This window comes from Natronomonas sp., from assembly GCF_046710025.1.
Classification (GTDB): Archaea; Halobacteriota; Halobacteria; order Halobacteriales; family Haloarculaceae; genus Natronomonas.
In genome coordinates this window covers 20,251-29,846 of the sequence record NZ_JBKEGK010000004.1, presented here as the reverse complement: position 1 = coordinate 29,846, position 9,596 = coordinate 20,251, and the positions used below count along the sequence as shown (strand labels likewise).

The 9,596-nt window shown below is 64.5% G+C and carries 12 protein-coding genes; 7 read left to right on the top strand and 5 right to left on the bottom strand.

Annotation, left to right across the window (positions count from 1 at the left end):
- The 5 genes from ACI944_RS00715 to eif1A all read left to right on the top strand — a co-directional run.
- Positions 1-704 (top strand): spondin domain-containing protein (locus tag ACI944_RS00715; RefSeq protein WP_411717145.1); only part of this gene is annotated, 704 nt, incomplete at its 5' end.
- A 3-nt stretch (positions 705-707) separates the two neighbouring features.
- A complete protein-coding gene (locus tag ACI944_RS00710; protein WP_411717144.1) occupies positions 708-2,177 on the top strand; it encodes a molybdopterin-dependent oxidoreductase in 1,470 nt (489 codons plus the stop codon).
- Between the two features lie 52 nt (positions 2,178-2,229).
- Positions 2,230-2,505, top strand: coding sequence for a winged helix-turn-helix domain-containing protein (locus ACI944_RS00705; protein ID WP_411717143.1), 276 nt, complete (start codon positions 2,230-2,232; stop codon positions 2,503-2,505).
- Between the two features lie 2 nt (positions 2,506-2,507).
- Positions 2,508-2,807, top strand: a complete 300-nt coding sequence (locus ACI944_RS00700; RefSeq protein ID WP_411717142.1) for a hypothetical protein — start codon at positions 2,508-2,510, stop codon at positions 2,805-2,807.
- Positions 2,808-2,877: 70 nt separating this feature from the next.
- Positions 2,878-3,162, top strand: coding sequence for a translation initiation factor eIF-1A (eif1A, locus tag ACI944_RS00695; protein ID WP_411717141.1), 285 nt, complete (start codon positions 2,878-2,880; stop codon positions 3,160-3,162).
- A gap of 165 nt (positions 3,163-3,327) precedes the next feature.
- Here the strand turns inward: eif1A and ACI944_RS00690 are convergent, their stop codons facing one another.
- The gene (locus ACI944_RS00690; RefSeq protein WP_411717139.1) at positions 3,328-3,525 is read right to left on the bottom strand and encodes a hypothetical protein; all 198 of its coding nucleotides are present in this window, start codon (positions 3,523-3,525) and stop codon (positions 3,328-3,330) included.
- A 190-nt stretch (positions 3,526-3,715) separates the two neighbouring features.
- Here ACI944_RS00690 and ACI944_RS00685 point away from each other — a divergent pair, with 190 nt between their 5' ends.
- On the top strand, positions 3,716-4,396 hold the full coding sequence (locus ACI944_RS00685) for an HAD-IIB family hydrolase (protein WP_411717146.1): 681 nt from the start codon (positions 3,716-3,718) through the stop codon (positions 4,394-4,396).
- Positions 4,397-4,553: 157 nt separating this feature from the next.
- On the top strand, positions 4,554-6,179 hold the full coding sequence (locus ACI944_RS00680; RefSeq protein ID WP_411717138.1) for a GTPBP1 family GTP-binding protein: 1,626 nt from the start codon (positions 4,554-4,556) through the stop codon (positions 6,177-6,179).
- A gap of 33 nt (positions 6,180-6,212) precedes the next feature.
- Here ACI944_RS00680 and ACI944_RS00675 read toward each other — a convergent pair whose 3' ends face one another.
- The 4 genes from ACI944_RS00675 to ACI944_RS00660 form a co-directional block, all read right to left on the bottom strand.
- Entirely contained in the window at positions 6,213-6,917 is a 705-nt protein-coding gene (locus ACI944_RS00675) for a type 1 glutamine amidotransferase (RefSeq protein WP_411717137.1), read from the bottom strand.
- A gap of 105 nt (positions 6,918-7,022) precedes the next feature.
- Complete coding sequence (locus tag ACI944_RS00670; protein WP_411717136.1) at positions 7,023-8,147, bottom strand: glutamate-cysteine ligase family protein; 1,125 nt, start codon at positions 8,145-8,147, stop codon at positions 7,023-7,025.
- Positions 8,144-8,383 carry a hypothetical protein gene (locus ACI944_RS00665; protein WP_411717135.1) on the bottom strand — a complete coding sequence of 80 codons (240 nt, stop codon included), beginning with the start codon at positions 8,381-8,383 and terminating at the stop codon, positions 8,144-8,146. The genes ACI944_RS00670 and ACI944_RS00665 overlap by 4 nt, the downstream gene beginning before the upstream one ends.
- Positions 8,384-8,498: 115 nt before the next feature.
- Positions 8,499-9,563 carry an aminotransferase class I/II-fold pyridoxal phosphate-dependent enzyme gene (locus ACI944_RS00660; protein ID WP_411717134.1) on the bottom strand — a complete coding sequence of 355 codons (1,065 nt, stop codon included), beginning with the start codon at positions 9,561-9,563 and terminating at the stop codon, positions 8,499-8,501.
- Positions 9,564-9,596 lie beyond the last annotated feature (33 nt).

The window sequence follows — 9,596 nt, the reverse complement described above, 5'->3', positions numbered from 1 at the left end:
AAAGCATGGAGCACGGTGCGACGACGTTTACCGTACGGATCGAAAACGTCTCGTCGACCGATTTCTACGGGGCCGACACCGCGACGGGGGGGCAGATCTGGATTACGCCGGGGGCCTACGCCGTCCACACGGGCGAAAACCCGCTATACACCGAGGGCGAAGCGGCGTCCGTCGGCATGGAAGCGCTCGCCGAGGCCGGCCCGCCGACGGGCTTCGACGGGGAGCCCGGTCTCGTTGACGAGTTGGACGGGGCTATGCAGGTGGTTTCCTCCGGGGCGTACACACCGGCGAACACCGTCGCCGATCCCAACGACCCGATGGAAGCGGTCCCAGGGGCGCCGCCGATCGCCCCCGGCGGCGCGTTCGAGTTCGACATTGAAGCCGAACCCGAACAGCGGCTGTCCTTCGCGTCGATGTTCGTGCCTTCGAACGACCTGTTCCTCTCGCCCGATGCCGAGGGGATCGCGCTGTTCGACGACGGGACACCGGTCGAGGGTGATGTCACGGGCAGTGTCGTTCTCTTGGACGCTGGAACGGAGCCAAACGGGCAACCGGGCGTCGGCCCGGATCAAGCGCCGGCACAGGACGCCCCGGATCAGGGAGCGGACGAGGGCGGTGTCGTCCGTCGTCTCGAGGCGGTCGACGACGGGTTCGAGTACCCCGCCGTCGATGCTACGGTTCAAGTGACTCTAACACCGCAATAATCTATGTCTATCCCTTCTCGCCGTGAACTGGTGATCGCGGTGCTCGGCGGAGTGACGGCAGTGGTTGGTTCGTACGTCGCCGCCGGCTATACACCGGCGTTCGTTATCGCACCGATCGACGCACAGATCGTCGCGTGGACTCCAGGGGTGATCGTGACGTATATGATCGAAAACGTCGGCGAAGAGGCACACCTACTCCACGTGAGTCTCGCGATAATCACCGCAGTCGGTGCCTTCGGAGCGCTCTCGTTCGCCGGACGCCGGCTCGGCCGACGCGTCGAGGACCCGTTCGTCGGCGGTGTGGTAACCGGCGTCAGCACGTGGCTACTTGCGACGGCCCTGACGGGGGAACTGCTGTACGCGCTCGGGCCAGCGGTCTCAATCATGGTGTTGACGATCGCGCTCAGCCTCGAACAGCCGACGGGGGAGTACGAACCGTCCCGCCGACGGACGCTTGTCTCTCTCGGGGCCGTGGCTGCATTCCTTGGGACTGGAATCCTTGGGAACCGGTTCTTTCGCGGCGCCCCGCTTCCGGACGCGCCAAACTCCGAAGGGTCGGCCGAGCGTCTCGAGGAGCTCCGACAGCAGTCACTCGACACCGCGGCGTCGGATCTCCCCGGGCTAGTCAGTTCCATCGAGGGGTTCTACAACGTCGATATCGCGGAGTTGGATCCGGAGCTCCCCGCCGAGGAGTGGTCGCTGACCCTGACCGGAGAGATCGAGTCTGAACGGACGCTCACGTACGACGAACTGATCGAACGCGATGTCGAAAACCGCGCCGTGTCGCTTCGTTGCGTCGGCGAACAGCTAAACGGCAGGAAGCTGGATACGGCGGTCTGGACCGGGACGCCGATCCGTCCGCTCATAGAGTCGGTCGACCCCGAGGGCGAGTGTGGCTGTGCCATGCTCCGTGCCGAGGACGGCTACTACGTCCAGTTCCCCATCGATGTCCTCGCTGACGGATTCTTGGTCTGGGGCATGAACGGAAAGCAACTCCCGACCGCTCACGGCTACCCGGTTCGGGTGCTCATTCCCGGCCACTGGGGCGAGACGAACGTCAAGTGGCTCACGGAGATCGAACTGCTCGAACGGGAGGCGGAGGGCTACTGGGAGGAGCGCGGCTGGCAGGGGACCGGGCCAGTCAAGACCGTCGCCAAGCTCTGGGATGAGGGTATCACCGAACTCGGTGACGGACGGGTCGAACTGACCGGGCACGCCTACGCCGGAACGCGAGGCATCGATTCGGTCGAGGTGTCGGTCGACGGCGGCGAGACGTGGAACGATGCCGACCTCTCCGAGTCGCTCCCGGACGAGGACGTCTGGCGGCAGTGGCGATACACGTTCGAGTCGTCCGGCACCCACGAGGCTGTCGTCCGTGCGGTCGACGGTGAAGGCACCCAACAGCGTCGGGCGGAGTCCGATCCGGCCCCGACGGGGGCCTCAGGGTGGGTCTCGAAAACGATCGAAACGTGACCCGGCCCGCCGAAACGGCTTTTATCCTGCCCTTAGCACCTGCGTATACCTAATGGAGAAGGCCCTGTGGTACCTGTTCGCCGGCAGCCGTGGGGGTGCGAACAGGGTCCGAATCGTGAGAGCGCTCATGGATCGGCCGCGAAACGCCAACGAACTCGCCGACGAACTGGCCGTCGATTACAATACGATCACACACCATCTAGACATGCTCAAGGAACACGATGTCGTTGAGGCGAGCGACCACGATTACGGGAAACTGTACTTCGTCACCGACCAGTTCGAACGACATCAGGAGACGTTCGAGCGGGTCGCATCGGAGGTGGAGTGACGATGACCGTCGAGGGGTTCCGGTTCGGCGGCATGTTGCTTTCCGCACTCAACGGCGCGCTGTTGGTGGTTCTGTTGACGGTCTGGCTCCGGAACTACCGGCAGTTCGGATCAAGGATGGTGCTGGGACTCGTCGGATTCTGCGCCGTCCTCCTCGTGGAGAACCTGATCGCGGTGTTCTTCTTTTTCCGAAGCATGGAGATGCTGTACGCCTCGGACCCGCTGGTCGGGCGCATCGTCGTCGGGATGCGGCTGCTCGAACTGCTTGCGATCGCATTCTTGACGTATGTCACCGTGCAGTAGCAGGGCGTCCCGTGGCACAAGGTCTCATTACTCCCGCATCCTTTTAATGCTGGGACCACGTATATAAGCCGTGAGCGAAGAGACAGGGCGCAAGAACCTACGAATGCCCAAAGACGACGAGCTGTTCGCAGTCGTGACCCAACACGACGGTGGGAACCACGTCCGCGTGCAGTGTGAGGACGGCAAGAACCGCATGGGCCGGATCCCCGGTCGCATGAAGTACCGCGTCTGGATCGAGGAGGGCGACACCGTCCTCGTCGAGCCGTGGGACTGGCAAGACGAGAAAGCCAACATCGAGTGGCGCTACGACAGCCAAGACGCCGACCAACTCCGGCGCGAAGGCCACATCGACTGAGACACCGTTCTTTGCCGTCCGAAACGGACGCGTAGCGACGCGTACTAGCGCGAACGTCGTAACGACGTATATTACCAGTAGCCGTCGACGCGCTGACGACGGTCTGTGCGCGATTTTGCCTATAGCCACGCGGCATGAATTCCCCGCCTTCGCCGGTCGACGACCTCAAAACCGATACTCGTCGACCCCGTCGGGGTACCCATCTCGACCCCGCTCCGGCGACTCATCGAACTCCGCGAGACACTCCGTACAGAGGCTCGTCGGCTCGTCGAAGTGGTCGGGACAGACCAACCGCCCGCAGCGGTCGCAGCCGTCCTCGACCTCCCCGGCGCCGCAAACCTCACAGCGGCCGGCGACACTCATACTCGTTACTATGTCTCGAACAGCGTAAAAGTACCCCCGGCCGGGCGCACGCCTGTCGACCGCAGCAGTGGGTAACCGGAATCGGAGCCAGCGCGCCGCCCAGGATCAGGTATACGACTGTCTGGGATCATTTATATACCGTCAGCACACGAGCGAGGCGTTGATAGCCCTAGCGCTCGAAACGCCGCCGATGGTCCCGCCGCTCGCCGTCGACATCGATGGCACGCTGACCCGCCCCGACGATTCGATCGACCCCCGCGTGTTCGACGCGCTCCGCGGGTGGGACGCTCCAGTCGTGATCGCGACGGGAAAGTCCTTCCCGTACCCCGTCGGCCTGTGTGAGTTCATCGGCATTCCGATCAACGTCGTCGCCGAGAACGGCGGCGCGACCTACGTCGAGTCCGCTGAGACGGTCGTTTACGACGGCGACCCCGAAAGCGCCGAGGCCGTCGGTGCCGAGTACGTCGCGGCCGGTCACGAACTCGGGTGGGGCTCCGTCGACCTGACCAACCGCTGGCGTGAGACCGAACTCGCCGTCTCCCGTGAGCAACCCCTCGACCCACTTGTTGACATCGCGACCGACCACGGCATGGTCGTCGTCGACACCGGCTACGCCTACCACGTCAAGGCCCCGGACGTCGACAAGGGACGGGGCCTCAAGACGGCCGCGGCGGCGTTCGACGCCGGTCCCGGGGCGTTCTCCGCGGTCGGGGACTCCGAGAACGACGCCGAACTGTTCGAACTCGTCGACCGATCGATCGCCGTTGCGAACGCCGACGAGACGGCGATGGCAACCGCCGATGAGGTGACCGAGGCCGCCTTCGCGGACGGGTTCTTGGAGGCGCTCGATCTGCTTCGGGCGTCTGCGTAGCTGATCTGGAGGCACGGGACAATCGATAGCGCTCGATAGCACTCGGGAGCCCTCCGGAGCCAAACAGACGCGAAATTGCGGTACACGACCGTAACATGGCTGATTTCCTCACTATCCGGGGAAAGCTTTTGCCGGTGTGGTCGTTACTCACTCGCGTATGAGTGCCGACCGCGCGGCCCTCCAGCGCGCCCTCGAACGGGGCGAACGGGAGGGCGGCAGCATCGAGTTCAAGGAACGGCTCACCCGGGCGACCCACCTGGCCGACGGCCGCCTCGAATCGCTCGTCGCCCAACTCCGACACCGAGTCCTCTCCGGCGACGGCGAGGCGACCTACGTCGTCGGCGTCACCGACGACGGCGGCGTTGCGGGCATCTCCGCGGACGCGTTCTCCGAGTCGATGGACGTCCTCTCGCTGCTGGCCGAAGAGGCGGGCGCCCACATCGACGACGTTGAGACGTGGGGCGTCGACGGCGGCGAGACGGCCCCCCACGACGAGGGGCTCGTCGGCGTCGCCACGCTGTGTGAGGGCTCCATGCTGGAGGCCGACGACGAACACATCGTCGTCGGCACCGCGGGCCACGTCGACCACGGCAAGTCGACGCTCGTCGGGTCGCTTGTGACCGGCTCCGCGGACGACGGCCAAGGCGGCACCCGGAGCTTCCTCGACGTCCGACCTCACGAGATGGAGCGTGGCCTCTCGGCTGATCTCTCCTACGGCGTCTACGGCTTCGACGACGACGGCACGGTTCGAATGGACAATCCCCACCGCAAGTCCGATCGGGCTCGCATCGTCGAGGAGGCCGACCGGCTGGTCTCGTTTGTCGACACCGTCGGCCACGAGCCGTGGCTGCGGACGACCATCCGGGGACTCGTGGGCCAGAAACTCGACTACGGCCTGCTCGTGGTCGCGGCCGACGACGGCCCGACCAAGACGACGCGCGAACACCTCGGTATCCTGCTTGCGACCGAGCTCCCGACGATCGTCGCCATCACGAAGACCGATATGGTCTCAGAGGAGCGCGTCCACGAGGTCGAACGCGAGGTTGAACAGCTGCTCAGGAACGCTGACCGGACGCCGCTATCGGTCGCCCGACACGGCGTCTCGGCCGCGATCGACGAGATCGGCGAGCAAGTCGTCCCGATCGTGGCGACGAGCGCGGTGACGAAGGCCGGCCTCGACATCCTCGACGAACTGTTCGAACATCTCCCGAAGACGGGCACGGCGGCCGGGGCGTTCTCGATGTACGTCGATCGGACCTACAACGTGACGGGTGTCGGCGCGGTCGCCTCGGGGACCATCCGATCGGGCAGCGTTGAGGCCGGTGACGAGTTGCTCGTGGGCCCCCTTCCGGACGGCGCCTTTCGGCCGGTTGAGGTCAGATCGATCGAGATGCACTATCACCGCGTCGACGAGGCCGCTGCCGGCCGTATCGTCGGTATCGCCTTAAAAGGGATCAACGAGTCAGACCTCGAGCGCGGGATGGTCCTCCTGCCCCGCGACTCCGAGCCGACCGCAGCTAGAGAGTTCGAGGCCGAGGTGATGGTGTTGAACCACCCGACTCGTATCGACGACGGCTACGAGCCGGTCGTCCACCTCGAAACTGTCAGCGAGACCGCTTCGATCCATCCGGAGGGCGGCCAACTGCTCCCCGGTGATACCGGGCAAGCGCGGATCCGGTTCAAATTCCGCCCCTACGTGGTCGAGGAGGGCCAACGGTTCGTATTTCGGGAGGGCAGTTCGAAGGGCGTCGGCACGGTACGGGACATCACGGAGGTCGAGTAGAGAACGTTCGAGGACTCGTCGAAACGATCCCGGTCAGTCCGCACCGATGCGCTCCAGTTGGACCTCCTCGACGTACTCGAGAAAGTTATCGAACAACACTTTCGCCTCACACGCCGCCTCGTAGGTGTCGGCGTTGATGCTGTCGATCACGGCCTCGATCCGCTCGGCCGGGAGTTCCTCGTCCTTGCCCCGCGTGACGGACTCGGCGGTTTCCATGTCGTATTCGGGGTGAAACTGGACGGCAAACGCCCGGTCTTTCCGGAAGCCGTGGATGCCGTACTCGTTCTTTGCGAAGACGGTCGCCCCCGGCGGGGCCTCTTGGACGTGATCCGAATGCGTTGTGAACACCGTCATGTCCTCTCTTACACCTTCGAGTAGCCGGTTTTCGCCGTCCTGTTCGACGGCCCGATAGCCGATCTCGTACTCGCCCATACTCTCGACACTTCCGCCGAGCACATCGGCGAGCAACTGATGCCCATAGCAGACGCCAAGGGCGGGCAGCCCGGCTTCGAGAGCGTCCCCAACCCACTCTTTTAGCCGCCCGATCCACTCGCGGTCCCAGTAGACCGAGGCTCGCGACCCCGTAACGACGAACCCGTCGTATCGGAACGTCTCGGGGAGCTCCCCGGACGGACAGTGGAACTCGACGACGTCGGCGTCAAGCTCTCGCTGGAAGTTCCGGCGGGTGTCGGCGGCGGCGTGGGCGGCGTTCAAGAGCGCGAGACGGGGGGAGCCCATATTCGTACTCATAGCTGTTCTGTAAGAAAAATATAGTCGCGTCTCGCCATCCTTTGCCGGTACACGGACCCGACAGACGCGTCCCCGTGGACGAGGGGGTTGAAATCAATCCGCATGGATCTTGTGTGCCTCTCGAATGTCGTCTTCGAGACGTGCAGCGTACTCAAGGCGGAGGTCCCGAGCCCTGGCGGGTGAGAGTTCCTCGCTACCCCCGATGTCGGCGGCGAGTGGGTCGTACGCGCTCACGTCAAATCCCATCCGGTCTAAGTACGCCCGAAGGGACTCGTCGGCGAGTCCGTCCCGTATAGCGGTATCGACGTACTCTTTGAGCGCCTCGAACTCCGGCAGCACGATAGCGTCGTCAGCCAGATGACCCGCCGTACCCGCAATTTGCGGCTTGATCTCGGTCGTGCGTTCGACGACGCCGACGATATCGTCGGCCAGTCGGACGACCTGGCTCGGGAGCGCGGTGTCCGGCGAGCGCCATTCGACGGTCGAAAATTCCGCACGGAGCTTCACCGGCGTCCAAACCGCGCTCTCGGGTTCGAACGCCGACTCGACCGCATCCGAATCGATGCCGGCGATGGTCGCCGCCGTTTTGAACTCTGCGTAGCGGCGCTCGAGCCGCTCGGCCCACTCCTCGGTGTCGTCGACGTAGGGCCACAGTTGCCCCTGGTGGGGAAGGTCGTCGTAAGCCATCCGCCGGTAGAGCAACGAGCGCGCACCCCTCGCCAGGCGCTCGCCCTCGAAGTACGGCGAGGAGTTCACGAGCGCCAGCGCGGGATCGAGCGCGGTGAGCATGTTCAATTGATCGACTGCACAGCCGGAGTGCTGTTCGACATGGATGTGTGTTCCCGCGCAGCGGCGAACGTACTCGAATGGCTCGCCGACGACCCGATCTTGGATGCGGGTCCGCTCGCTCGGGAGGTCGCGGATCGAGTCGGCCGCGATCGGCGTCGAGAGCGGGACGAGCCCCAGATCGCGTTCGTCGGCACGCTCGAGGACGTCGCCCACCCGCTCGAACAGTTCTGCACGGAGTTCAGCCGTGGTCTCGCAGGGCGTCGTCTTTATTTCCAGCATCGGAACGACGAACTCGCGTTCGGCGCCGGGAAGATCGACGAGGTCGCCCGGATCGGCCAGCCGCCCCGTCCCATCGATAACCCAGTACTCGACCTCGACGCTCCGCCGGATAGGCTCTCGATCGCCTGCGGTGCCGGCGGTGCGCGTCATCGCTCCGTTCCGCCGAGTAACGGGCGTTCCGACACCACGGCGGTCTCCCCCAGTCGACGCCGGGTCGGCAGTTCGGTGCCGCAGTTCGGGCACAGGTGGTGGACGCTGTCGTCCGTCTCGACGACCGCCCACCGGCCACCGATGGGACCGTGATACGGGCAGGAGACGCAGAACAACGTTCGCTTATCGATCGACCGGTCGGCCTCGATCGCATCGTCCGGGGGCTCGGCAGACATTACAGTCGGGGTGTGACACTATATCGTAGTAAAGTTTTCGTATACGCAGCTATTTGAAACAGACTAAAACATATCTACAGTATATTATCTATTAAATATACAATAGTGGAACAGATTAGCAGTGTCGGTCCAGGAATTCCCCGAGTCGCGTCAAGCCCTCGTCAAGCTCCGCGCTCGGTAGCCCGAACCCGATCCGAACCCACTCGGGGCGGTCGAACGCTTCGCCCGGTGCCAGAACGACTGACTCTTCGGCAAGAAGGCTCCGGCAGAACGACTCCCCCCCGGCGAAGCCCTCGGGAACGCGGAGGAGGGCGTTAACGCCGCAGTCGGGGGCCGACCAATCGAGACCGGCCGTCTCGAGGAACGCTTCGACGACGGCGCGGTTCTCGGCGGCGTGGTCGCGGTTCTCGGCGAGAATCTCGACGCGTCGCTCGAACGCTTGCTCGGCAATATGCTGGCCGAGTTTGGGGGGTGAGATGGTCGTGTAATCCTTCCAGTTCTCGGCGGCCGCAACGACCGCACGCGGCCCACAGAGCCACCCGAATCGAAGCCCGGCGAGCCCGAACGCCTTCGAGACGCCGCCCGTCGAAATCCCGTAGCGACCGAAGCTCGCAACCGGTTCGATCGGCTCGTCGGCCAGCGGCCGGTACACCTCATCACAGAGCAGATAGGTGCCGTTGTCGGCACAGCACTCGTAAAGCGCCCGTATGGTCGCCTCGTCGTGGTACCGTCCGGTGGGGTTGTTCGGGTTCACGACGATGACGAGGTCAGTTTCTGGGCGTAACGCCTCGCCGATAGCCTCGGGATCGAGCGTCCAGTCCGGCTCCGCCAGCGGGACCCGGGTCACGTCCCCGAGCGCCTCACCGAGGCCAAGAAAGGAGCCGTATGTCGGCGTCACGACCACAGCATGGTTATCGAGCACTGAGAGCATCGCCAGTAGGTTCGCCTCCTGGGTGCCGCAAGTAAAGATCGTCTCTGCCGCGTCGCGGCCGTGGTGGGCGCCGACATCGGCTCTAAACTCGGGGGCACCAGACGTAGGGATGACATAACCCAGCGTTCCGGGATCGGTGTCGAAGCGGTCGGTCGAGAGCGGCCGGACGCCGCTTTCAGCCAACATCACGTCGGCGTCGGCCTCGACCTCGGCGAACCACCGTTCGAGTTCGAAGGGAGAAATCTCCATACCCACGAGTCGCGGGCAGCGGGCATAGGAATT

What these genes read in the sequence shown, in the direction of transcription:
- ACI944_RS00710 (WP_411717144.1), top strand. Translation starts at nt 708, where the DNA reads ATGTCTATCCCTTCTCGCCGTGAACTGGTGATCGCGGTGCTCGGCGGA.
- ACI944_RS00705 (WP_411717143.1), top strand. Translation starts at nt 2,230, where the DNA reads ATGGAGAAGGCCCTGTGGTACCTGTTCGCCGGCAGCCGTGGGGGTGCG.
- ACI944_RS00700 (WP_411717142.1), top strand. Translation starts at nt 2,508, where the DNA reads ATGACCGTCGAGGGGTTCCGGTTCGGCGGCATGTTGCTTTCCGCACTC.
- ACI944_RS00690 (WP_411717139.1), bottom strand. Translation starts at nt 3,525, where the DNA reads ATGAGTGTCGCCGGCCGCTGTGAGGTTTGCGGCGCCGGGGAGGTCGAG.
- ACI944_RS00685 (WP_411717146.1), top strand. Translation starts at nt 3,716, where the DNA reads ATGGTCCCGCCGCTCGCCGTCGACATCGATGGCACGCTGACCCGCCCC.
- ACI944_RS00680 (WP_411717138.1), top strand. Translation starts at nt 4,554, where the DNA reads ATGAGTGCCGACCGCGCGGCCCTCCAGCGCGCCCTCGAACGGGGCGAA.
- ACI944_RS00675 (WP_411717137.1), bottom strand. Translation starts at nt 6,917, where the DNA reads ATGGGCTCCCCCCGTCTCGCGCTCTTGAACGCCGCCCACGCCGCCGCC.
- ACI944_RS00670 (WP_411717136.1), bottom strand. Translation starts at nt 8,147, where the DNA reads ATGACGCGCACCGCCGGCACCGCAGGCGATCGAGAGCCTATCCGGCGG.
- ACI944_RS00665 (WP_411717135.1), bottom strand. Translation starts at nt 8,383, where the DNA reads ATGTCTGCCGAGCCCCCGGACGATGCGATCGAGGCCGACCGGTCGATC.
- ACI944_RS00660 (WP_411717134.1), bottom strand. Translation starts at nt 9,563, where the DNA reads ATGGAGATTTCTCCCTTCGAACTCGAACGGTGGTTCGCCGAGGTCGAG.